Consider the following 23,927-nt stretch of genomic DNA (forward strand, 5'->3'; position numbering starts at 1 on the left):
CTTAGCTTCTATTAAGCTGAGCGCTTTGCTTTTAAACGTGCTAAACGCGCCACTTGGTGCGTTGATGTTAAGAAAGCAAAGATTGGCGCTAAGTAACCACGCTTACGAAGCTCTAGATATTCTTCGTCACTTAGTTCATTTAGTTTGCGCTCGTCTACAAGGTATATACCATTGATGTCTTTTTTCTCACCCTGAATTTCAACAGTCAGAGTTTGTTGAACAAGCAGTTCTTTTTCTGCTAGGTACTGAGTAAATGTTTCAGTTACACGAGAAAACTCAATGAAGTTAACCAATGCTTCTTTACGGCGAGCAAGATACTCAGTTTCTTTACCGTCTTCGAATAATGCATTACCCGTTTCTTCACCTACTAATGGGCTCGCTTCGTCAATCACGATACCGTATTGATCTTCTTCAGGGTGCTTGATCAAGCCAAACGGATAACGAGTTACTGCAAGTGGTGCAAAACCTGCTGTCCATTTACCATCTTCAACGAATAAGTTTTCGCCTGGCGCTAAGCCAAACATAGCAACTGCTTGGAACTGACCTGTTTCGTTATTTTTAACAAACGCCATTGGGAACTCAGTTGCTACACGAGCGAATTCGTGTGCTACAACTGGAATTAAGTGCTGTGTTTTAAGAAATTCAACGTTGATGCCGTTTTGTACTTTAATGTTGGCATGTTTCTCGTTATGTAGAGGCTGCACTTGTTGCTCCGCCATAATACTACTCCATTCATTTTTGTAATGATTACTTGTGTGGCCCTAAGGCTAAAGGTTTTGGGTCCAAATTGGAAGTTAAATCTTTTATGCAGTGCCGCCTCAAGTGTCATGCCATTTTTACAAGCTTCTGTTCTGTTTTCGCTCTTTTTGTTACATATTTATAATAATTTCTTTCATGTCGATTACTTAGTCACTTTTCATCTCCGTCGTTAATGCAAAACTTCGACCGGCTATATTGGCGCGAAACATTTCAATTGCACCGCGTTTTTGCATGGTGACAAACACGCTTTTACCGTCTTCTCCGCCAAAAGCTAGATTGGTGGGGTGCTGGCCTTTGAGTTGAACTTCTGTAAGTAATTTACCTTGCGCAGACACGATAGCGATTGTTCCTGCACCGTATCGCGCGATATATAAATTGCCATTTTGGTCAGTTCGCATGCCATCTAAGCCAAAATCAGCAAATTCAATGTGCAGTTGTTTATTTGACACTTGGCCCTTGTCATCAAGACGATAGCGCCACACTTTTCGTTGCACACTTTCATTGACATACAGGGTTTTATTATCTGGACTGACAGCAACACCATTGGTAGTGCCCATGTTTGTTTCAAGCAAATGCGTGCTGCCATCGCTATCAATGCGCCACAAATTGCCGGTACTGGTTTGCCAATTGGGATCACTGGCAAACAAAATACCGTTATCCATCATGGCGATATCGTTTGGCTGATTCATTTTATTATTGTGCGCATAAACACTGAGATGTTTCGATGTATCCACACCTTCTTTCAGCCCTTCAGCAGAGATACGCAGGACGTTATGATTAACATAATCGGCAATAAACATATTGCCCCGTTTATCGAAGCGAATGCCATTACCCACCGAACCATTTGGCAAGGTTAATAGCTTGGTTGCTTTGCCTTTGTTAGTCACCAATCCAATGGTGCCTTCTTGACCATAATTAACCGCAAACAGCCTGCCTTTCGCATCCACTGCTGGCCCTTCTACACCTTGCGTAAACACCCCATCTTCTATCCAATCTTGAGTTTGCACCTGAGTATTTTGGGCGGCAACATTGCTCGCGACCAATAGCAAGGCAGCTAATTTTAATTTCATGGTATTCCTTATTTGCATGCTAAATATAAATCTCGTAACGGGTAAATAGCAGCAAAGACGGTTTCATCTTGCAGCTTTTGTAAATTCAACAAGTCGTGCTCTGATAGAGTCTGCTCTGTTTGGTTTTGACATCTCGACACCACATTTTGGCCAAGCTCCACAGCACTGCGCAGCTTGTTCGCGGTTTTTACTTCATCGTGTAACAAAGCGCTTTTTGCTAACACGTGACTAGATTCTTGCAGCGCCTGTCGCCACTGCAAAAGCTGCTTAGCAATCGCAGCAAACTGTGTCTTATCACCGTTAATATATTGCTGTACGCTATCCCCTAAAGCACGCACGGCCGTGCTTTCCACGTTCAAATAATCAACAAACGATGTCAATGGTGTCTGTTGATGATATTCATCTTTAAGATACTTAATATGATGTCGGGTGTAGTAATGGCTAGGTTCTAACATTTGCGCCATGGTATTAAGTAGATTAATTGTGGCTACCCGCTCTTTTTCACTGAGTTCTTTACTTATCAATCGGTTAAAGCCTTGTTGCTGTTGAGTTTGATGCGTCAAACCGACAACTTTATCAGCATAGATATTCATTTGTTCTAACCGAGCATACATACTCTGCGTGTTGGTAAGCGCTTTAGTTGACCATAAACGTTCGGCAATGGCATATGTCCTTGGCCAGATACGCAAATCGATATTCTCTTCGGTGACCATTTCACTCCAAATTGTCGCCTCTGCACCTAAAATCAGGGCTTCTTGCGCCTTGGTAAGCGAAGGTGAAAAGCTAACTGGTTGCAGATGTTCTGAACTTGAAAACGCCACAGGATAACGACTATTGCCAATTAACACCCAACCACTGTTGTGCTCAAAATCAAACTCAAACTTAAGCGGCCCCATCCAACTATCCATGCTGGCCACCAAACGCGTACGCACATCATCCCTTGAATTTTCAAGCCGTGCTATTTGGTGGTGGTTGTTATTGAGCTTGATCAGCACTTGCTGACCAAACATTCGCAATTCGCCTTTCACATCGCTCCCTTTAAGACGCTTGATCACAAAGGCTTTATTCAGCTTTTGTGGCTGGGATATGTCGACTTTTTGCAACACTTTTTGTGGATCATTGCGATAGTGATAATGTGTATATTGTGGCTGATCAATATAAAACCCCGTGGATAGCACGCCTTTGTAGCCACTTTTCGCTGCGCTATATAAAGAATCATGACCTCGCCAAGATTGTACAACCACGTTTTTTGATAAATTAGGATGTAAGATTTCATCCCACCCCATCATGATCCTATCGTACTTATTGACGATTTTTTGTAATCGCGCATTAAAATAGCTTTGTAATTCCTGACCAATGCTCAGCCCTTGCTCAGTCATCAATTGTTGAACTTCTTTACTCTGAAGCCACTGCTGCGGGTCAACTTCATCACCCCCAATATGTAGATATCTATCGGGAAAAAGAGCTGTCATCTGTGCAAATAACTTATCGATAAAGTCATACACTTTGGGGTTGGCAATATTCAATAATGGCTTAAACACCCCCCAATGACGCTGCATAGTGTAGGCTTGTTGCTCGGTGATCATCTCAGGGTATGCAACCGCAATCGCACTAGCATGGCCCGGCATGCCAAACTCAGGCACCACTCTGATCCCAAGCAATGCCGCATAGTGAACTATGTCTGTCACTTGCTGCTGAGTATAAAACAGACCATCAGAAGCGCGTTCTGTCAATTTAGGAAATGCCTTACTTTCAATCCGCCAGCCTTGGTCGTCGGTTAGATGCCAGTGCAACACATTGAGTTTGGCTGACGCCATGCCATCCAATTGACGTTTGACTGTGTCAACAGATATAAAATGACGCACACTATCTATAAGTAACCCTCGCCACGCAAAACGAGGGCTATCTGCAATATTAACTAGCGGAAAAACGACTTGATTGTTTTTACCAAGTGACGCCAATTGCGACAGTGTGGTTAAAGCATGTTGCGCACCAAAAACAGAGGAGGCTTGGACCACAACACCACTGCCAGAAACGCTAAGCCGATAACTTTCATCATCCCCAAATTGAGGCACTTGTAGCATTTGCTCTTTAGACGCAACCACAATGGTTAGGTCCGCTGGTTTGTCATCAACCACTAACCATGACGTTTTTTTACCTGTGATACGCGTTAAATGCGTCGCTAACTTATTTAACTGAAACTGAGCCCGTTGCGCAGAAAAGCCTTCAATCGACACGCTTAGCTCGCTAGGTAGTTGTAGCTCGCCAGAGTGTAATTGAACTGATTTGGGCATAGGCATAAGCGGCAATTCGCACATAGCGGCTGTACTCACCAACAAGCTCATCACACAGATCACGGATTGGAAGAATGAATTACGCACGAGCGGCCTCCTGACAGCTAAGCCCTGGCAATTGGTGAGGATCAATCAAAGCGCCATGGTGTTGGATCACTTGAGCCGCTACTTTGTGGGCAAATTGTGCGGCTTGCTTACATACTTCAGGTGTTTGCACACCATTCATTAGCCATTGAGCAATAAACCCAGCAGCAAATGCGTCTCCTGCGGCACAGGTATCAACGATTGTTTGTGCATCCAATGACTCAGCTTCAACAAGAATATGTTCGTTATCGTTTGCACGTTTGACAATGCAAGGCAAAGCCCCTTGACGGATCACCAGCAATTGCCCTGTGTGATGTTGATAACTCGCTAATACTTGTTCCAGAGTGTCTGTACCGTGAATGGCAAACTCATCGTCAAGCGTTAGAAATGCCATATCGGCCAGCGCCATCATCGGTTGATATACGCTTTGTGGCTTTCTCTCACACCAAAGTACAGAACGGTAATTGTTGTCGAACAAAATTACGCCACCTTGTTGCTTGAAGGTGCTGAGTAAATGCAATAGATGGCTAAGCTGCGCATCGCACAAAATTGCTAGGCTGATCCCTGAGAGGTAAATCGCATCAACTGTTTTATGCCTCAATGCCTCGGTCAAAGATTCATTAATATTGAAATATTCGCGAGCAGCACTTTGCGTGCGCTCAAATTTAAAGCTGCGCTCTCCACTCTTTGACACCGAGATCCAATACTGCCCCATGGTTTTGTGTTCAAACCGTTCGAGAAATAAATCGCCTATTTGCGCGTCTTTCATCACATTTACAAACTGTTGACTGTGATGATCGCAACCAATTGCAGTCGCATACTGCACGCTTATTGTTTGTAAGTGAGTTTGTTTTATGAGCGATACCAAATACCACGCAGTATTAAATGTGTCGCCACCAAAATAGCTGCATCCATCTGCGCGATGTTCCACCATACATTCGCCAAAAAATACCATTGAGTGAATGGCTGTTCTCATGACACCACCTGCTCTTGTGTTGCTACAGACACTTTATTTTTTGTCAGTACGCTGACAACAATACCTAACAGCAAAGCGCTACAAAGTGCCGGAATAATGGGATTACCAAAGTAGCTCAGCCAAACACTGTTGGCACTTACCAGCAAAGCGGCAACACTACCAGCAAATAAAGTGGCTAACCCCCCTTGCCAAGTATATCCAGACCAAAACCGGCCTAATAAACCCATCACACACAACCCAGCTAACACCACTGACACCATTTTGGTGATGTAACTTATGATGTCATCGGCAAGCAGCGCCAATGCCAAGGCAATAAACACCGTTACTAACATTGCTAATCGAGATACTAGCAGTTGCTTTTCAACTACAATCTCTCGTTGCATACACCATTGATAAATGTCATTGATAAGCACACTCACCCCCGCGATAGCATCGGAGCTAGCGCTGGATAAAGTTGCAGAAATGCCTGCCAGCAGAATAACACTTCCCAAAGCAATCGGGAGCGTATTGAGGGCAATGTAGGGAAATGCATAAGCAGGGTTTTCTAAGTCTGGGTTTATCAAATAAGCACAGCTCCCGATCACGGCGGGGATCAACGAAAACCCTAAATAAAGCGCGCCCGAGATGGTAAACGACAGCCTAATGCTCTTTACACTATGCGCAGAATATATGCGCTGTCGAAATGACGGCGTTGCAAGCACCCCAACTAAAATAGCCAAAGACATTGAAACTGCCGGGAGTAAACCGATGCTTTGATATGACAGCCAACCGCTTTCGTTGGCAATTTGATTACTACTTAGCGCCTGCCATCCACCGATATAATCAACAGCGAAATAGGCCATCAGTAAAAAGCCTACAAATAAGATAATGGCTTGAACTGCATCGGTCCAAACCACCGCTGAATAGCCACCTAACGAGACATAAATAGCCAAGCCGACACCAATTAGCAATTTAGCACTACTCTCATCTAAGCCTGTCAACCACGATAGATACATACCACCACCTATCAAATGAGCTCCAAGCCAACCAATGCTGGCAGCATAAATGATCACTGCCAGTATCTTCTGAACACACTCTTTGTCACCAACATAACTTGCCAACTCTTCACTCATGGTTGCAAATGCTTGCGCACGAGCAGGGGCAAACAGCCACGCGAGTAATAAAATGCCCAAAGCGCCACCAATGCCATACAGTGCACCGGCCCATGCATGGTGATAAGCAAAGCCAACCGCGCCCATTGATGAGCCAGTTCCCACCATGGTTGCAACCGTGGTGCCTAAAGTAAGCAATAAGGGCACCTGACGTCCAGCCAGTAAAAAGTCGTCACTGGAGCGCTGCCCACGAGATACCAACCAGCTGATCAGTACCATCGCGCACAAATAAACAAGAAATGCGAACAAAAACACCCATTGACTCTGTGACATATGCCCTCCTTTATTTGCCCATTATTTTGAAGCTCAATCGTCTTTGTAGCAGGTCACGTCAACTTCCACTTTGCAATCAACGACCAAGTCGGCAACCATACAAATTCGCGCAGGAGGGTGTGCGCCAAACACTTGAGCAAACACCTTGTTGAACGATTGAAAATATCGTGCATCAGTGAGTATCACAGACACGTGAGTCACATGCTCAAGCCCATAGCCCGCTTCTTCCATGATGGCGATACAGTTGTTGATGGCTAATTGAGACTGCTCAACGATACCGCCTTCCACCACCTCGCCATCACGCATCGGAGTTTGCCCCGATACCTTAAGCCAGCCACCCGCTTCTACTGCTCTTGCAAAAGGTAAATGCTGTCCACCTGTGCCCGTGCCGCCTTCGGCACCAATTCTTCTTATTGCCATTCTAACCTCTCGCTATTTTTATCTGTTGTTGGAATTTCGTGTTAAAAACCGCCCAGCTCGTCCATAGTCAACAATTGATTCAGCCGTTGCACCAGCAACATAGCTGAGCTTGCCATTCACCCACACCCGCTCGATACCCTCTGCGGGTCGTTTAGGTTGGCTATACGTGGCTTTATCACTCACCCTTTTAGGGTCAAACAAGACAAGATCGGCAAAATAGCCCACCTTGATCTCACCACGCTTGTGTAACTGAAATCTATGTGCTGGCAACGCTGTCATTTTATGGATAGCTAATGCTAAGGGTAGCGTTTGTTCCGATTGGCTGTAATGTCCGAGCACTCTGGGAAAGGTGCCCCATAGCCTTGGATGTGGATGTGGATCACAAGGCAACCCATCGGAGCCGATCATGCTATGTTCATAACGTAAAAACTGTTTCACGTCGTCTTCTAGCATGCAGTGGTAAACAGCCCCTGCTGGCTGAAGTTTTTGAGCCGCATCAAGCAATGACAATTGCCATTTTGATGCTATGTCTTGTAGCGTATTTTTCGCCATTTCTGGATGAGGTCCGGACCAAGTAATATAAATTTCAGTATCCGCTGTTACTTGGTTCAGATCTAACGTACTAGAACTTGCTGAGTACGGGTAACAATCACAACCTATGTCTTGGTGTTCACGCTGCTTTTCAAAATATGCGATAACCTCAGGCGCTCTGCCCCAATTTTCCTTACCTGCACACTTGATGTGAGAAATAACCAGCGGAATATCCGCACGCTTAGCGGTAGAGAATGCTTCGTCCATCGCCGCTAGAATACCGCTAAATTCCGTGCGTAAATGCGTGGTATAAATACCACCAAAAGGCTTCACCACTTCAGCTAACGTATTGACCTCATCCATGCTTGACGCTTTGGCGTTGTAATAAGCAAGCCCAGAGCTTAAGCCCAATGCACCTTGCTCCATTGCCAGCGCCAACATCGTTTTCATTCGCGTTATTTCATCCAGATTGGCGGATTTTGTTAAATCTTCAACCACTTGAGCCCGTAAGCTAGTATGACCAACGAGCATCGCTAAATTTACGCTCGGTGCGGCCAATTCAAACGCGGTTTGATAATCAGCCAATGTTTCATATATCAATTGGCTTTTGGAACCTAGTAGGTTGATTGGGTCAACGGGATCGGCCTCTTTGTAGTAAGGCGCTGCACTGATCCCACAATTACCCGCAATAACCGTTGTCACACCCTGACTCACCTTGCTAAGCATATGCGGGTTGCGGATCGCCTCTAGATCATCATGGGTATGCACGTCGATAAACCCAGGGGCCAATACCAGTCCCGTTGCATCAACACTGTGTGCTGCATTCAATTGGCTACAGTCGCCCACCGCAACAATTTGGTCTTTATCAATAGCCACATCCATCATGTTTGCATGCGCCATTGGCCATTGATAAATAACCGCATTTTTTATAATGAAATCAACGTCCATGATATTCAAAACAATTAGTCTCCCAAAGGAAAGCGTTTGTCTGCGGGTGGCGTATTACTGCTTTCGTTACGATGTTGGTCCAATCGCATTTTTAAGCGTCTCAGCTTTTCTTTTGAGCGCTTTTGGTTACGTACCGCGACTTCGCTAGAAAGGATATCGACGGCAGCCATCATCGCATAGCGTGCTGCGCTGGGTTTGAAAATGTAATCACTTTCTTGAGTTTTAATGAGAAGATGGAAATCAGCCATGTCAGCCAGCGCACTCTCTGGGCAAATAGACACAATTTGCGCACCATATTCTTTTGCGATACGAGCAGCTTCCATCACATCAGGAGAAACACCACTCAATGATAAGCAGATCACCACATCATTTTTATTGACCGTCGCAGCTGCCATGCGCATCATCATGGGATCGGAATGTGCATTACTTAAAACATCGAGGCGAAACAAACGGTTCTGACATTCTTGCGCCATCATACTGCTGCCGCCACCCACGCCGAACACCAAACAATGCCGAGTATCGCAAATAGCGCCAGCCGCCAGCTCAACCACTTGCTCATCAATCAAGCCAACATTTATCGCAAGGATCTCTTGAATAGAAGCGTACACATGGGAGATCTTTTCTTTATCGACTAATTCAGGATTGGTAAAACGCTCACCTATGGCCGCCGATTGAGTTAGCTGAAACTTTAGATCTCGAACATTGTCACACCCTAAAGTACGTGCCAGCCTAGTGATACTAGCGTGACTCACTTCGGCTTTTTCAGCTAGCTCACTAATGGAAGCACTTGCGGCAAAGGTTAATTCACTGATGATGAGTCTGGCCACCTTTTCTTCTGCCGGACTAAAGTGCCCTAACCCTTCTTTAATTTTACTAATAATATCCAAGCCATTGCCTCTATTAAAAATGTGTCGTAATGGTTTTGGTGATCACCCAGTCTTGCTCAACAACACCAATTTGTTTCCATTTATCAAACGTTAAACACGGGTGAGAAGTAGAAAAACATAGCATATCACCCACTTTGAGTGCACAACTGTCTGGAAACCGCAACATCGCATGCTGGTCCATGATTTTCTCAAGGTAAACATTGCTTTGTAATTTATGTAGTTGCCTGCTGTTTTTACAATAATGCCATTGTGGTGTGGGTAAGCCTGCGTCAAATGCCACATCTCGCTTGCCCATACCCACTATGGCTAGGCCCGGATCAGGCACCGACATCACATATGCCCAAATGAACAAACTAGACACCAACTCCCCGTGCACATCACATGCTATTTCGCTACGTTCGAGTATGGCTTGCTGCGCATCTTGGTAAATACCAGTGTCATGAATAAGATAACACCCCGGGCGAATAACCAATTTAAATTGCTGTTGCTTGGCGCTGCTTGTCATCACCTCAGTGACAACATCATACCAAGCGGAACCCGCCCCTGTGATAATTGGCAGAGAAGTTGAGAACGCTCCTTGTTGCTGCAATTGCTCGGCGCGAGTCATCACTTCACCTACAAATTGTGCAACGCGCTGCTGTGCTTTATCGCCCCCAATCACACCTTCATAAAACCCAAGTCCCATCACTTGTACACTCGAATAGGCTTGACATGCTTTTAGTAATGCTTGCAACTCATTCTCAGTTCGAACACCACACCGCCCAGAAAGCACGCCCATCTCGAGTAACACATTTAGCTTTACGTCTTGCTCGTCGAAAAACGCCCCCAGCGCATGAACGTTGTCAATAGAATCAACAAAACAATAAAGCTCCAAAGACGTTGTTTTTAGTAAATTCGCCACCAATTCAAAGTGAAAGTCTCCCACTAATTGATTGGCTAAGATCACGCGCTCTACGCCCGCATCAACCGCACTTATCAATTGTGGCACGGTTGCAAGCGTAATGGCCCATGCGCCCGCATCGAGTTGATATTGAAACAACTCTGTCGACATGGTGGTTTTGCCATGAGGTGCAAGTAACAGATTGTTTTGTTTTGAAAACTGTGCCATCCACTGGGCGTTTTGTTCAAACGCATCTTGGCGCACAACAGCCACGGGTAAACTGACTTGTTCAGCAAGAATATCCCATCCAGTGCGCTGCAATTTAAGTGGATCACCCGAGCCTTTAAAAAATTCACTCATGACTAAGTACTCCTTCATTCAAAACACAGCAAATAGACACTATTTAGGAAAAAGTTCGCCAGTACATAGTGATGACTATGCACCGGCTGAGCTTGATTAGAACGTAGCACGAACACTGAGTGCAAAACGTCTATCTGTTGTAAAGTTAAGGGCTTGCGTCCTAGTGCCTGTTTGGTTCATTTGATACTCGGTCTGGGTTTCTGTATCTAGCAAGTTGCTGGCTTCAAAACCGACTTTCCAGTGATCATCTATCGTGTAGTAAATACTCGCATCCATCATACCTGACGCTTTGGCATAAGCAGGTACATACTCTTCCGACTCACGCAGCGTAAGCAAGTACTCTGAACGCCATGTGTAAGCCAATCTAAATGAAATGGCTTCATATTCATACATACCAATGATATTAAAGTTTTGATCTGAATAGCCTTGTAATGGTAAGCCGCTAAACACGCGGAAGGTATTACGATTATCATTAATGGGGTTACCATTTTCATCAAACCCAAGTGTGCCTGCGGAGACTTGATTTGGATCTTCAAGACCATCTTGGTCGATGTAGGTAAAGTTAAACTGTAAACCTAACCCACGCCAAGCACCCGGTAGCATGTCGTAAAACTGTGAGTATGAAAACTCCGCGCCACGAATGGTTCCTGAGCCTGTATTATCCGGACCATAAGCCGAAATATCATATTTTTCACTGCCGTAAGTCACATCTAAATCAAACGCTTTATCACGGATGATATTATCGAGCTTTTTGTGGAATAAACCGACCGTGATATAACCTGCATCAGCAAAATACCACTCGGTACTCAAATCTAGGTTGATTGCTTCTTCCGGTTCAATAAAAGGATTACCCGATAGTGCAGTCAATTCAATGTCGTCTAAACCAACCACAGGGTTAGTTACTTCATCATAATCCGCGCCAGGGGTTTGAAGGCGTCTAACGTAGTCTAAGCTGATAATATTGATATTTCTGGCGTCAACTAGGCTTGGGTAATACAGCGCTTTTGACGCGCCAAAACGAACCACAACATCGTCAGTAACACCTAAGCTCACGTTTAGGCTTGGTAATACAGTTGAATAGTCGGTGCCATCGACCGTACTTAACTCAGATTTGCCTCCAGCAATATCGTAATAGCGTTTGTATTCAGCTTGCTGCATGACATTATTTAAAGAGCCACCTACATCACCGCGCTTACTTTCAGGCGGCTGAACCAAGGCACCTGTTGACTCTAGCTGGTAGTTCACATAACGCAGGCCCAAATTACCAACGACAGGCATACCTTGCCATTCAAAATCAAAGTCACCTCGGACATAAAACTCGGTGCGTTTTTCATTGGTTGAGCTGATATTAAATGCAGCAAAAGGCCCATCGACTCGGTTTGGTTTGTCGACATAAGGTACGTAAGTCCCTGTACACACGCCGCTATTTTCCGCACTGCGCGTGGCATTGTGCCATCCTTCTTTACAGCCTTGACGCAACGACTGAGCATAATTTCTCACTAAGTCCATTTTCGGGAACAAGAAGTTATTGACGTTACCTTGTAATACCTCACCATGATAATAATCAGAAAAATCGACGCGCTCGAACAACTCAGGTCGATTTACAGCCGCCGCTGCATTTCGATCCTCTTGGACCCAAGGCGTACCAATGGCAGACCAACCTTCATAAGCGGTATCCCGCACGGTAAGGTCTTTATCCGATAGGTATGCACCTGCACTGACGCTGGTGAAACTGCCATCTAATTCATATTTCAAATCAAGTTTAAAACTGTCGGACTCTGCACTGTTACGCTCAACTTGTTCCATCCCGCTACCAAGGAACACATTCGGCACTGGACCATTCCAGTCTTCATTGGGTGACCACCCAGCGGTAAGAATGTTATCGCTTAAAAATTTCACAGTTGGGCGCTCGCCACGCATATCGAGGTAATACGGAGAAACAACATGCACGTGATTGCCTCGTGTTTGACCCGACATGCTGTAGTTTTCTACTTCTTTGTCTGAACTCACATGTTGATAATCTAAATCAACAGTGAGTCGGTCAATAGGCTTTATGGTGAGCTTAAAAGACGTGTCATCAACGGTATTCTCGTTGTAATTCCATCGACTGCGGTAAAAAAATGGCGTCTCTGGCGACACACCAAGTGCAACGCCTGAAGTAACAAAACCATTTTCAGCCGTTAGCGGATAGCCATTTGTCGCATCATCCATCCAGTTTTGCGAAGAGCCCATAAAGCCTTTAAAGCCTTGTGCTGCTTGACCTATTTGTCTCTCATTCCACTCTAAAGACGCTTTCGAATGAATATGTTCAAGCGTTGCGACAATCGTTTCATCGCTATTCGCCCACTGCAAAGATGAGGTTAAACCGGTGCGCTTACGGTCATTCGTTGCCGTACTCATGTGTATCGCCACAGGCACATGCCAAACACTGCCCTCTGGTTGCCCTGGTAAAGCGGGGCCATCTACAGGCGACGACGGATCGACGCCTGTAATGCCACCCCATTGATCCAAGGTCGGAACAAATGAATCACCGCGAGAATGGAAATTACCTAAGCCAACCCCATCTCCGCGCGTTTGATATTCTGATTCTGATACGGCAATTAAAAAGCCGAACTTACCAGCGTTAGTCTGCCAGTTGTCTGAAAATAGAGCAGAAAATGACGGTGTCACCTCTTCTCTGAAATCACCGTAATTAGCCTTAGCATTCAATGAAATTAAGCGTTCATCCGAGTCAAATGGCTTGCGAGTGATGAGGTTCACCGTACCTGAAATACCACCTGAGATCAGATCCGCGGTTTGGTTTTTAACAACTTCAACAGCACCAAGTAACTCTGCTGGAAAATCTTCGTAGCTTAAACCACCTGATGGGTTCGCACTGAACGCATCTCGTCCATTGACCTCTGAGCGCACACGATCCAAACCACGCACCAGCACGCCCGTCCCCTCATCGGCATAGTGCTTTGGATCGTCTGACGAAGCAAAGCGCTCGATAGTTACCCCCGGCACCCTCTGCAGCGCCTCTGTGACCGATTTATCGGGTAAAGCACCAATATCTGACGCAGTAATAACATCTTTGACAGTATCTGCGTAACGCTTAATATTTTGTGCACTGTTTATGCTGCCACGTATGCCCGTTACTTCAATTATTTCGACTTTATCTTCAGCTTGCCCCTGACTGACATCGCTGTCATTTTGAGCCATTTCTTGCGCGGCCAGTAAGAAAGGACAAAGCCCCATAATCGCCGTGGATACTGCGATACTTAGCTTGGTTCGCTGCGATTTTTGTACAACGTTATCGGTCACATTTTTAGACATGTTCGTTCCCTTATTCTTATATTCAACCCAGTTGATGCATTACCAAAGTACCAATGTGTATCTCTTTTATTCACAGTGGCACTGCTGTGTATACTTACAAGTAACCATCTATGTTACTTTATAACCAAATAACAATATCCTTTTTGTTACTTTTTAACACACTAGAGCGAAAAGTAAACAGTTTTTTGGTACGAGTTTCATATCTAGAGGTGTAGGTCATTGCAAAACAGGAGAAAAATATTCTCTTTATCGAGAAAGGTGAGCACTGTTGATGTTTAGCCCAACGGGCCAAACATCAACTACGACATTGAAATAAGCATTATGCTTATTTCAATGTCGGGACTTAATGAGTCCTAGAATCTATTATTTAGATCAAGTGAAGGTTTTCAGTCACACTAAAGTGATGAATTGCAATCTAAGCTTTAGCTGATAAATCTATCAACCTCTGAAACTGTCCTAAAGACATGAGGTGTGCATAAATAGCTTCTAAATAGCCAAGTTTGTAAAGTGACAGTAGAGAATCATCATCCAAAACGCGCAACAACTCCCTATCCACCGAATAAAGTCCATTAATTTGCTTTGGCTTGTCGTCTCCCAAGTTATACTTGAACGGCAACTCGCTGAGAAGCCCCAGCTCAATGAGTGCAGATACAAACTCAGCTGTTTTGCTATCCTGCTCGTATAACTCTGTAAGTTGTGCTTGTTTACGTTTTGTATATTCTGATGGTTCACCTTGATGTGTAACTAAAGCCTCGCCCTGTTCGCTGTAATTAATCGACGCGCTATCTAGAGCAAGAAAAACATTACCATCGTCAGTCTTTGCTAGATGGAATGGGTATTTCTGAATATTAAGTGGCACATAAGTCGAGACAAAACCTTCCCCATCGAAGTAGGCATTGTTTCCGGCCTCTAATCCCATAATCGCGACTAGTTGAAAAGTACTGTCTACCTGATTTTTAACAAAGCAGATAGGAAAACTGAGCGCTACTTTCGCAATTTCATGCGGAGTAATATTTACAAAATGATGACTCTTAGCATGCTCATATTTTTTATCTAGTATTACATAAGCATTTCGATGTTTTTCGAGGTCAAAAACCTCATAATTACTTTCCATTATACACTCACAAATATATTATATTTAACTTAAAAATACCACGGATAAAGATAGGTTTAAAGTGCCATGATCGAGAATATACACGCAAAGGAACATAAAGATTTAAGAGAATTTTTAATGAACTTAAATAAACCAATCGTTATTAAAAACTTATTTGATGACTGGTCAAATTTAGAATTATCAAAAAAATCTACAAACCTATTCCTAAGAAAATTAATAGGACAATCATCAAAGAAACCCGTTGACTCCCTCGTTATTGACAAATCATATAACGGGTTAATTGGTTTTGTGGATTCAAACTATTCCAAATACACATTTAATCGCTATCAACTGCCATTAAGTGCTGTTTTAAAAAAACTGATTCTTGAAGAGAATAATTTTGAAGGCGATCGAATCGTCATGCAAAGCGCTTTAATAGAGGATTGCCTTCCTTCATTTCTCGAACAAAACCCCTCACCAGAATTTTTAACATCAGTCAGCCCTAGACTCTGGGTAGGAAATGATTCTACAGTCCCGGGACACTACGATACAGAACATAATATAGCGCTTAATTTATGCGGTAAGAGATGCTTTTATTTGCTTCCCCCTAGTGCAATAAAGCACCTCTATGTTGCCCCTATCGATCGCACTATTGCTGGCCCTCCTGTCAGTATGGTTAATTTCGAAACACCAGACCTCAAGATGCATCCAGATTTTTCAATGGTCCAATCACAAGTTATAAAAGTTTCTCTGAATATAGGTGATGCGCTGTATATTCCACCATTGTGGTGGCATTACGTTAAAGCCCAAGAAAGAATTAATGCGCTTGTTAATTACTGGTGGGAAAACGATGCGGGAACAAATATGAAAGCATCTGAAAGTTTAATACATACAATCATGACCATTAGAAACTTGCCTGAGTCACAAAGAAATTCATGGCATGAAATATTTAAACATTATGTATTTGATAAAAATGATAACTATGAAATGGAAAACAAAAAATACAAGGGAATATTATCAGGACTTACTGATGAATACCCCAAGGTGGAGTCAATTATTTTAGAAAAAAAATGCCGCTAAGCGGCATTTTTATAATTTATTTTGACTCATTAGAATCGTAAGTTAGCACCAAGAACGAATCTTCTACCATTTTGGTAAATAGACAGTACTCGCGCCTTATCAGTATTATACTCAATAACTTCTTCGTCAGTTAAGTTAATACCTTCAAATACAACCGAGATATTCTCAGTTACATTATAAGTCGCACTGAAATCTAATTGACCGTAGTCATCATTCCATAACTCAGTACCAGAATCGTGAAGACCTTTATACCACTTAGTACGATAGTTATACATCGCGCGTACAGAGAACTCTTCAGTTTCATAGTATCCAGAAACGTTAAGCATATTCTCTGAAGCACCCATGATAAGGCCTGAGCCTGGTTTCATTACATCGCGCTCACCATCGTTGTTAGCATCTGTATAGGTATAGTTAGCTGTTACACCAAAGCCATTACCAAAGTCATGTTGCAATGAAGCTTCAATACCGGTTGTTGTACCACCTGCACCATTTTCAGGGCGAGATACAGTAGCATCAACCCATGATTCTGTTTTTTGGTGATAGAACGCCTGTGTTGAGGTGCCAGAAGTTTGGTAGCTTTCGATATCTTTATAAAATAACGTTACTGCAAATAAAGAAGCTTCACCGTAGTAGTATTCCCACGCTGCATCAAACTGATTCGCTAACTGCGGATCAAGGTTTGGATTACCCGCTTTAGCAGTAGGGTTATCTTCTTCTAAGTTGCTTGGTGCAGTAATTGGAGAAATATCAAAAAAGTTAGGACGAGCCATCGTTCTCGCGGCAGAAAGTCGAACGATTTGATCTTCTGCGACGTCATACGATAGATTGAAGCTTGGTAAAATCTCAGTGTAACTACGAGACTCTGTTGTCCACTCTAATGTTGAAGGAACTAAGTCGCCATTTGGTCCAGGGTTCTTAACCGTAAGTAAGGCACCTGAATCCGAAGAGAACAAGTAACCAGAAGAGTCTTGATCAGTCTTAGCTACACGCACACCTAAATTACCACGGAAACCATCGCCCGAGAAATCACCTTGAACATAGAAAGAAGTCTTCTTCTCTTTAACTTCAAATATTTGGTCTAGGCCTTTGTGTGCTGCGTACGCAGCATTTGAACCTAAGCCTAACTCAAGCATTTTAGCACTATTATGTGTCAACTGGCTTGTGATGTCCCCATTCACAACATCAGCCCCTACCGAGTCCGTGCCCATTGAAAGATCACAATGTGCAAGTGTCGGACAGTCAGTTTTAAGAATTTGGTTCATATAGTTATCACTTACACCATCGTTAGCAGGTGCCCAGTGCCAACTATATATATTCCTATCCTGGGTGCGCTTTTGATCGCGGTACTTAGCACCGACTTTTACTGAAGTGAAAACACCAGCTTCTACTGGAAAATCAAAGTCAACTTGTGCATAAGATTCTTCATCTGTCGTTGGTTTGTTACCACCCCAAATCCAACCACCTTTGAATTTAGAACCGTCAGTACCGTCAATACCCGCATTTACTGTTGGCGTACCACCAGTTAAATCAAAGTTGTAGTTACCTTCTCCACCATACTCCCATGAAGTTTCATTAAGCGTACCACCTTTCGCTTCAGTTGTACCTAACTCTACATTCATTGTATATGAGTCAGTTGCAAAATCGATGTCTAGATGAATAGAGTTAGTGTCTGTGCTTGAAATACGGTTGATATGGTTCCAACGAACATCTTTACCACCAGTACCTTTAAGCGCATTCTTTCCTGAATAAGTTAATTCTGCTTCTGAACCTGGGTTCATTAAAAGATAGTTCGAGTTCGTGTTATTCACATCCATGTTGGAGTCAAGGACATTTAACGTTGCGCTAAAATCATCAGATGGTGCAAACTGTATAGAACCGAATAATGTCGTTCTTTCTCTATCTTGACGGAATACAGGCACCCCCATAGTACGAGGGGTATAAGTACCATCTTCATGCGCGTCCCAGCCTAATACCTCAAAACCTTCACGGCGAACGGTTCTGTCAGCCTTTGAACCTGAGATTAAAATACCAAATTTTTCGTCTTCATTTTTCCAAGAAAATAGACCTTCAACTAGCGGATCATTTTCCTCAGAAACTTCTGAGTACTGGTTTTGCACGCTTAAGTGAACTGTGTTTGAATCAAGGTCAAGTGGCTTGCGAGTTTTCAGAATAACCGTACCACCGATAGAACCTTCATCGATTCGCGCTTCTGGAGACTTAAATACCTCTAAGCTGCTAACTAGAGAAGAAGGTAGCATCGTGAAGTTGAAGCTTCGAGAAGGGTTGTCCAAAATGAACCAATCCGCAGTACCTACATTTTGACCATTTAACAATGTACGGTTTTTTGTTGGATCTGAGCCACGAACAGTGATTTTTTCACCTTCACCAAATTCACGGCTTACACCTACACCAGTAATACGAGATAGTGATTCTGCAACGTTTTTATCTGGAAATTTACCAATATCTTCGGCAGTGATTGAATCAACAACCGCATTTGCAAAACGTTTGTTGTTGATATCCGCTTTTGCTGAGGCACGAATACCACGAACTTCGATTACTTCAACATCTTCTTTTACTTGATTATCAGCAGCGACTGCTATGCCTGAAACACCTGCACTTAGTACAAGACCGACATTTACTGCTAGTAAGCTTTTCTTAAAATTATTAGCTAACACAGGATTCCCCTTGAATCATTTTGTTGGAATTTTGTATCACTTCTGCCCAGTGATGATGACAACGCTGTCATCTAATAACAAACCATACACCGTAAATTACAAATCCGCTACATGTTTTTTGTTGAATTAATCAAAAAATATTCAACAATAAATGTAAGATATTGAATTTACTAAAGTCTTAATATCTAACTGTATGATTTGTTACAAAATCTGGTGAGAATATAACATAAAAAGCCCAATTGAGAAGCCAAAAAGGGAACTCTAATATGAAAATTGATATGAAGGATGCCCTATTATAACTTTTTGAAATATTTATGTTGGTTTCGAGAAACTTTGGCAGAAGTGTTCAAGGGTGTATATTTCAAAAATGACAACGCTGTCATTATAGATTTTCAAGTTCTGAATGTCTAGCATACAAACTATGAATTAGTTCATTTTAGGTGTTAAAAGTGACGTTTTTATTGAGGTTTTGGAAGTTGAGGTAATTATTTCGAAAAGCGTTGAAGTCATTTATCAAAGAAAAAATAAAAATACCGAGCAAGTCAGTGAGAAAGGCTCACTCGGTACTTAATACACGGACCTGTTATGGACACCAATAGACTGTAAGGTCAATATCTGGATGATTCAAAACAGCTCTGAGCGGAATGTCAAATTCAGAGCCTGCCTGCTTGGCTGTCTCATACACTGCGCGTTTTTCTTCACCGCCAATAAGCAAAATGACCTGACGCGAATTCGCTATGCCATTTAACGTGAGTGTCATACGCTCAGTAATACTGCCCGTCACTTCGCTTTGTTTCGCGTTGATTGCACAGACAGCATTTGACGTCGTTAAGCCAAATTCCAAGCCTTCAGCATGGGGGAACAATGACGCTGTATGACCGTCGGGGCCCATACCCAATATTGTGATGTCAGACTGCCCTAGCGCCTGATATTGCGCTTCACATTCGGCTTGCCCTTCAACTGCATTTTGAGCAGAATTTTTCATGGTGACAAAATGTGCTTTATTTGCATTATTTTGTAGCAATGTTGATTTAATAAATGCTTCATTCGATTTTTCGTGGGTTGCATCAACCCAACGTTCATCTACCATAGCAACCGACACTTTTTCCCATAGAAGTGGCAAACTGGATAAATGACAATAAGCAGGCGCAGGAGAAGATCCCCCAGATACCATCATGACCGCACGGCCATTTTGCTCTATACCCTGAACTAGACCAGCCTCAATTTTGCTCGCTAGAGCGGCGGTCATCGCTTCTTTAGAGTCAAAAAAATGTTCTGTTAATTGGGCCATTACGCTTGTTCTCCAACATTAAACCACGCATGGTTATTCTCTTGCAGTAACTCATCGGCATCTTCTGGACCCCAAGAACCTGCGCGATACAACGATGGAGTTCCTTTTTTCTGCCAGCGCTCAATAATTGGATCAATCCATTGCCAAGCTTGACGTACTTCATCACGATGAATAAACAATGCTGGATTGTTTGCCGCAGCATCAAGCATCAATCGCTTATATGCATCAGAGTGGAAACTTGAGCCGTACTGTTGACTTAACTCAATGTTTAACGTCACAGGTTGTAACTCCATGTTTAAGTTATCCATACGCTTCGACATCAAGGTTAACTGAATCGTTTCTTCTGGTTGTAAGCGGATCACCAAACGGTTTGGTTGAATTGTTCCTACAGAATCATCGTACACATTATGAGAGACAGACTTGTACTCCACGACAATTTCCGCGCAACGCTTTTTCATACGTTTACCCGTTCTTAGATAGAAAGGCACCCCAGCCCAACGCCAGTTATCAATATGCGCACGAATAGCGACAAAAGTTTCCGTTTTGCTTGAACCTTCACCCAACTCTTCCAAATACCCTGGAACAAGTTTGCCATTTAAATCACCTGGTACATATTGACCGCGCACAATGTTAGCATCAACCTGCTCATCAACAAGAGGACGCAATGCTTCAAGTACCTTGAGCTTTTCAGCACGAATGCTATTGGCGTTTAGTTTATGAGGTGACTCCATCGCAACCAAACATAAAAGCTGCAAAAGGTGGTTTTGCACCATGTCTCGCAATGCACCAGCTTTGTCATAAAAACCCGCTCTTGACTCTAAACCTACAGTCTCAGAGATACTTATCTGAATGTTATCGATAGATTTTGCATCCCAGAGATTTTCAAACAATGCATTTGAGAATCGTAGCGCCATTAAGTTTTGAACTGTTTCTTTACCTAGGTAATGGTCGATACGGAAAATCTGTTCTTCTGAAAAATACTCGGCAATTTTAGCATTGATCTCTTCAGCTGATTCACCACAGTATCCAATTGGCTTTTCGACAACCACTCGTGATGTCTCTGTGATCAAATTTTTCGTCGATAAGATCTCACAACAGGTGCCGTAAACAGCAGGTGGAAGTGACAAGTAAAACACGCGAGATTTATCTAGCGCGTCTTGTTCTAAAATCGTACGTAACTCATCCCAATGCGCATCAGGTTCCGTAACATTAATAACCACAGGAACCAAATACTCGGCGAATGCTTTCCAATCGCGTAGGTTAAACTCTCCGTCCCCTAAAAATGACTTCAGGGCTTGCTGTGCTGTTTCGACATATTCTTGTTTTTTACTTTCTTCTCGAACAGTTGGCAAAATACGAGAGCCTTCAGGTAAGTTACCTTCTTGATATGCGCGATACATTGCAGGCAATAGCTTGCGTAATGCTAAATCACCGCCCCCACCAAAAATAACAATATCAAAAGGATTAAGCATAAATTACTCTCTACTGGTTAAGCGCGTCATAACAGCCCTTGTTCGATGACCACGCATTGATTTATTTGAGTCTGGTTTAACCGATGCCTTAGCGTACCAGACTAACCGCCTATTAACGGTGTTGAATTCGATTGTAACAGTTCAACTATTAAATTTGATGGTGAATAAACACCGCGATGAGAATAACGGGTGAAGACATAATAAATGAGTCTTAGGGGCACTGTAATTCCTCTCACAAAAATACAGGCCCTAAGAACTCCAGCGCTACCCGTTCAAAGGTATTTTTTCACTTAGAAGTGAACTGGTTGCCAAACATTTATGGCGAAACTATTTATCTATTATTTTTATAGTATGCGATTAAGCCCGCAGTTGAACTGTCGTGCTCAAAACTAATATTCTGTTCAGTTAGCTCTTTTTCAATTTTTGAAGCTAACCCTTTACCGAGTTCCACACCCCACTGGTCAAATGAGCAGATTTCTAACAAGATACCTTGACAGAAAATCTTGTGTTCATACAACGCTATCAAGCGACCTATGGCTTTAGCGTCCACGACATCTAATATCATTGATGTCGTTGGGCGATTACCTTGGTGGATTTTGTGTGCCAGAAGCTGCTCTATTTCAACTTCCGATTTGCCTTTAGCTAATAAATCGGCACGCACTTGCTCTTCGTCTACCCCTGTCATCATAGCTTCAGTTTGCGCGAAGAAGTTTGATAACAAAATATCATGGTGTGCGCCAACACTCACTTGAGGTTTAAGCGATGCGATAAAATCCGCAGGCACGATATTATTGCCTTGGTGCAAATATTGATAAAATGCATGTTGCCCGTTGATACCCGTCATGCCCCAAATTAAAGGTACGGTAGTATACGGCACCTGGGTTCCATCGAACGCGACATGTTTACCATTACTTTCCATTTCACCTTGCTGCAAGTATGCAGGCAACATATGTAATGCCTGATCATATGGCAAAATAGCCTGCGCAGCATGACCTAAAAAGCTCGTATTCCAAACACTTAGTAGTGCCATGATGAGCGGAATGTTACGCTCAAAAGGAGCTTCTCTAAAGTGCTCATCCACCTCAAATGCACCTTCTAGTACTTCAACAAAGCTGTCATAGCCAAGGTACAGAGCAATAGGTAGGCCAATAGCACTCCATAAAGAGAAACGGCCGCCAACCCAATCCCACATAGTAAAAACGTTTTCATCCGCGATACCAAACGCACGGGTTTTCTCTAAATTAGTGCTTACCGCAACAAAATGTTTTGCAATGTCACTTTCATTCTGAGTATGCTCCAAAAACCAAGCAACTGCAGAACGGGCATTGGTCATCGTCTCAGATGTTGTAAATGTTTTCGATGAAACCACAAAGAGTGCTGTTTCTGGATCAAGCTTTTCAAGCACACCTGCTAGCTGAACGCCGTCAACATTCGAGACATAATGCGCATTTAACGTATCATCAGCATAGCTTTTTAGTGCTTCAGTTACCATTTGAGGACCTAGGTTTGAGCCACCTACTCCAATAGCAACTACGTCCTTCACCGCTTTGCCTGTGTATCCAACCCATTGACCGCTGCGCACTTTCTCAGAGAAGGCTTTTATTTTCGCCAATTCTGCATTCACCAATGGCATCACGTCTTGGCCATCAACTAATATGGGTGTATTCGATCTATTTCGAAGCGCCACATGAAGCACAGCTCGCTCTTCAGTGAAGTTGATCTTTTCTCCACTGAACATTTTCTCACGCCACGCGCTTAGTTCTGTTTGTTCTGCTAGAGAAATCAGTTGTGAAAACACTTTTTCATCAATCAATTGTTTCGAGTAATCAAATAACAATCCGGGTATTTGACAAGAGAACTTTGCAAAACGCTGTGCGTCTTGTGCAAACAAGTTCTTCAAATGCTGCTGCTTTAATTCAATTGCAGATTGCTCTAAAGCCTGCCAACTACTTAAATCACTACGGCAACTCATACTCATTCCCCTAACAAAAGCGCGTCAAACGATGCCTTTAACCGGCTGTTTTTAGTCGCGAAAGATTATCGTCAGCAAATACCATATGCCAAGATGACAACGCTGTCAATTTTCTTCTATCCAATTTTATAATGTGGATAATAACGCAATTTTTGACTTTTGACACCGGTATCATTCATTTATTTGTGATATTTGTACTGCTATTTTTCGTTTAGATTAGATAGACTAAGCAGCTCACATGATCATTTAATGAATTTCTAACAACTAAATCTTTCTGCCTTGAGTTGAATGGATTTGTTTTGTGTTAATTAAAGTTTATGTTAGGTAAGTTATGTGTAGTATAGTTATTCTGTTTTACCGCACGAGTAAAGAAGCTTTTATTCTTGTTGAAGGCAC

16 protein-coding genes are annotated in these 23,927 nt (G+C 43.0%); 1 reads left to right on the plus strand and 15 read right to left on the minus strand.

All coding sequences use genetic code 11. The annotated features are described in order from the left end of the window. Positions 1–11: 11 nt before the first annotated feature. From AC5FX4_RS13870 to AC5FX4_RS13920, 11 genes are all read right to left on the minus strand, one after another. Positions 12–719 carry a SapC family protein gene (locus AC5FX4_RS13870; protein ID WP_493606951.1) on the minus strand — a complete coding sequence of 236 codons (708 nt, stop codon included), beginning with the start codon at positions 717–719 and terminating at the stop codon, positions 12–14. A gap of 186 nt (positions 720–905) precedes the next feature. Further along, positions 906–1,829, minus strand: a complete 924-nt coding sequence (locus tag AC5FX4_RS13875) for an SMP-30/gluconolactonase/LRE family protein (RefSeq protein ID WP_493606952.1) — start codon at positions 1,827–1,829, stop codon at positions 906–908. A gap of 8 nt (positions 1,830–1,837) precedes the next feature. Then, complete coding sequence (locus AC5FX4_RS13880) at positions 1,838–4,210, minus strand: family 20 glycosylhydrolase (protein WP_493606953.1); 2,373 nt, start codon at positions 4,208–4,210, stop codon at positions 1,838–1,840. Beyond that, complete coding sequence (locus AC5FX4_RS13885; protein ID WP_493606954.1) at positions 4,203–5,183, minus strand: PfkB family carbohydrate kinase; 981 nt, start codon at positions 5,181–5,183, stop codon at positions 4,203–4,205. The genes AC5FX4_RS13880 and AC5FX4_RS13885 overlap by 8 nt, the downstream gene beginning before the upstream one ends. Then, on the minus strand, positions 5,180–6,607 hold the full coding sequence (locus tag AC5FX4_RS13890; RefSeq protein ID WP_493606955.1) for a sodium:solute symporter family protein: 1,428 nt from the start codon (positions 6,605–6,607) through the stop codon (positions 5,180–5,182). The genes AC5FX4_RS13885 and AC5FX4_RS13890 overlap by 4 nt, the downstream gene beginning before the upstream one ends. Before the next feature lie 33 nt (positions 6,608–6,640). Continuing rightward, positions 6,641–7,027: a RidA family protein gene (locus AC5FX4_RS13895; protein ID WP_493606956.1), complete on the minus strand. Its 387-nt coding sequence runs from the start codon at positions 7,025–7,027 to the stop codon at positions 6,641–6,643. An 18-nt stretch (positions 7,028–7,045) separates the two neighbouring features. After that, positions 7,046–8,506: an N-acyl-D-amino-acid deacylase family protein gene (locus AC5FX4_RS13900; RefSeq protein WP_493606957.1), complete on the minus strand. Its 1,461-nt coding sequence runs from the start codon at positions 8,504–8,506 to the stop codon at positions 7,046–7,048. A 14-nt stretch (positions 8,507–8,520) separates the two neighbouring features. Then, positions 8,521–9,393 carry a MurR/RpiR family transcriptional regulator gene (locus AC5FX4_RS13905; protein ID WP_493606958.1) on the minus strand — a complete coding sequence of 291 codons (873 nt, stop codon included), beginning with the start codon at positions 9,391–9,393 and terminating at the stop codon, positions 8,521–8,523. Between the two features lie 13 nt (positions 9,394–9,406). Next, a complete protein-coding gene (locus AC5FX4_RS13910) occupies positions 9,407–10,633 on the minus strand; it encodes an alanine racemase (protein WP_493606959.1) in 1,227 nt (408 codons plus the stop codon). A gap of 96 nt (positions 10,634–10,729) precedes the next feature. Next, positions 10,730–13,948 (minus strand): TonB-dependent receptor, encoded by a 3,219-nt coding sequence (locus AC5FX4_RS13915; protein ID WP_493606960.1) that lies wholly within the window; start codon positions 13,946–13,948, stop codon positions 10,730–10,732. A gap of 415 nt (positions 13,949–14,363) precedes the next feature. Then, positions 14,364–15,062 carry a SapC family protein gene (locus tag AC5FX4_RS13920; RefSeq protein WP_493606961.1) on the minus strand — a complete coding sequence of 233 codons (699 nt, stop codon included), beginning with the start codon at positions 15,060–15,062 and terminating at the stop codon, positions 14,364–14,366. A 66-nt stretch (positions 15,063–15,128) separates the two neighbouring features. Between AC5FX4_RS13920 and AC5FX4_RS13925 the strand changes: the two genes are divergently transcribed. Further along, positions 15,129–16,121, plus strand: a complete 993-nt coding sequence (locus AC5FX4_RS13925; protein ID WP_493606962.1) for a cupin-like domain-containing protein — start codon at positions 15,129–15,131, stop codon at positions 16,119–16,121. 29 nt (positions 16,122–16,150) lie between these two features. On the opposite strand, the gene AC5FX4_RS13930 is transcribed toward AC5FX4_RS13925, so the two are convergent. The 4 genes from AC5FX4_RS13930 to pgi form a co-directional block, all read right to left on the minus strand. Then, complete coding sequence (locus AC5FX4_RS13930; RefSeq protein ID WP_493606963.1) at positions 16,151–18,796, minus strand: TonB-dependent receptor; 2,646 nt, start codon at positions 18,794–18,796, stop codon at positions 16,151–16,153. A gap of 583 nt (positions 18,797–19,379) precedes the next feature. Further along, entirely contained in the window at positions 19,380–20,087 is a 708-nt protein-coding gene (pgl, locus tag AC5FX4_RS13935) for a 6-phosphogluconolactonase (RefSeq protein WP_493606964.1), read from the minus strand. Next, on the minus strand, positions 20,087–21,559 hold the full coding sequence (gene zwf, locus AC5FX4_RS13940) for a glucose-6-phosphate dehydrogenase (protein WP_493606965.1): 1,473 nt from the start codon (positions 21,557–21,559) through the stop codon (positions 20,087–20,089). Before zwf ends, pgl begins: the two co-directional genes overlap by 1 nt. Before the next feature lie 331 nt (positions 21,560–21,890). Continuing rightward, positions 21,891–23,531 (minus strand): glucose-6-phosphate isomerase, encoded by a 1,641-nt coding sequence (gene pgi / locus AC5FX4_RS13945; RefSeq protein ID WP_493606966.1) that lies wholly within the window; start codon positions 23,529–23,531, stop codon positions 21,891–21,893. Positions 23,532–23,927 lie beyond the last annotated feature (396 nt).

It is taken from the genome of Pseudoalteromonas sp. ATL1 (assembly GCF_058933015.1).

Coding starts and splice junctions, on each gene's coding strand:
- AC5FX4_RS13870 (WP_493606951.1), bottom strand. CDS start 719: ATGGCGGAGCAACAAGTGCAGCCTCTACATAACGAGAAACATGCCAAC.
- AC5FX4_RS13875 (WP_493606952.1), bottom strand. CDS start 1,829: ATGAAATTAAAATTAGCTGCCTTGCTATTGGTCGCGAGCAATGTTGCC.
- AC5FX4_RS13885 (WP_493606954.1), bottom strand. CDS start 5,183: ATGAGAACAGCCATTCACTCAATGGTATTTTTTGGCGAATGTATGGTG.
- AC5FX4_RS13890 (WP_493606955.1), bottom strand. CDS start 6,607: ATGTCACAGAGTCAATGGGTGTTTTTGTTCGCATTTCTTGTTTATTTG.
- AC5FX4_RS13895 (WP_493606956.1), bottom strand. CDS start 7,027: ATGGCAATAAGAAGAATTGGTGCCGAAGGCGGCACGGGCACAGGTGGA.
- AC5FX4_RS13900 (WP_493606957.1), bottom strand. CDS start 8,506: ATGGACGTTGATTTCATTATAAAAAATGCGGTTATTTATCAATGGCCA.
- AC5FX4_RS13910 (WP_493606959.1), bottom strand. CDS start 10,633: ATGAGTGAATTTTTTAAAGGCTCGGGTGATCCACTTAAATTGCAGCGC.
- AC5FX4_RS13915 (WP_493606960.1), bottom strand. CDS start 13,948: ATGTCTAAAAATGTGACCGATAACGTTGTACAAAAATCGCAGCGAACC.
- AC5FX4_RS13920 (WP_493606961.1), bottom strand. CDS start 15,062: ATGGAAAGTAATTATGAGGTTTTTGACCTCGAAAAACATCGAAATGCT.
- AC5FX4_RS13925 (WP_493606962.1), top strand. CDS start 15,129: ATGATCGAGAATATACACGCAAAGGAACATAAAGATTTAAGAGAATTT.
- pgl (WP_493606964.1), bottom strand. CDS start 20,087: ATGGCCCAATTAACAGAACATTTTTTTGACTCTAAAGAAGCGATGACC.
- zwf (WP_493606965.1), bottom strand. CDS start 21,559: ATGCTTAATCCTTTTGATATTGTTATTTTTGGTGGGGGCGGTGATTTA.
- pgi (WP_493606966.1), bottom strand. CDS start 23,531: ATGAGTTGCCGTAGTGATTTAAGTAGTTGGCAGGCTTTAGAGCAATCT.